Consider the following 908-nt stretch of genomic DNA (forward strand, 5'->3'; position numbering starts at 1 on the left):
GACGGAGAGATCGACGCCCTGCTCCTTCATCGTGGGAACGTTGGGCAGCAGCGGCAGGCGCTCCGGCGAGAGCACCGCGAGCACGCGGACATTGCCGTCGCGCGCCAGCGCCTCGGCCGCGCCGGCCGGCATGATCATCGAATCCACCTGTCCCGCGGCCAGCGCCTGGGCCGCCGGAGCGGCGCCGGTGAAGGGCACATGCAGCAGCTGGATGCCCGCGACGTCGCCGATACGCAGCATGGCGATCTGCGAGACGCTGCCCACGCCCCAGCTCGAATGCGTCAGCCCATTCGGCTGTGCCCTGGCCGCGGTGACGAAGGCGCGCAGATCCTCGATCCCGCGCTGCGTCGGCCCGACAGCCAGCGCGAGCGGCACGCGCGTGATGAGATTCACCGGAATGAAGTCGCGGTCTGGCACATAGGGCAGGTTGCGCATCGCCGCCGGGTTGACGGCATGCGTGTCGGTAACGCCGAGCAGCATCGTCAGCCCGTCCGCCGGCGAACGCGCGACCAGCGTCGCGCCGATGCTGCCATTGGCGCCGGGACGGTTCTCGACSACGACGGTGTGGCCGAGCGCTGCCGTCATCGGCTGCATCAGGCCGCGCGCCAGGATGTCGGTGATCCCACCGGGATTGTAGGGCACGACCATCCGCACGGTACCGCTCGGCAGCGCGGGCTGCGCCAAGGCCAGGTGGGGGGCGGCGAGGCCGAAGGTGAGCGTGGCCAGGGAACGGCGGGACAGAATGGGCATCGGACCTCCAGTTTCGAAGGACCGGCGTTCGTTCTCCCTTCGGCGGATATGAGCAGACGGCGCGGGATCGCGGAAGGGGCTTCTACGCCCCGTCGAGCGCCGCCTGCAGCAGCCGTGCCAACTCCACGGCATCGCCGCCATCCAGCGCGGCCAAGGTG

At 70.6% G+C, this 908-nt stretch carries 1 protein-coding gene; it reads right to left on the reverse strand.

Annotated features, from left to right (window positions below; all coding sequences use genetic code 11):
• A partial coding sequence (locus AC1DWF_RS32935; protein WP_476842712.1) for a Bug family tripartite tricarboxylate transporter substrate binding protein occupies positions 1-750 on the reverse strand: 750 nt, incomplete at its 3' end.
• Positions 751-908 lie beyond the last annotated feature (158 nt).

The sequence above is a fragment of the Aminobacter sp. P4_D5 genome, from assembly GCF_056401815.1.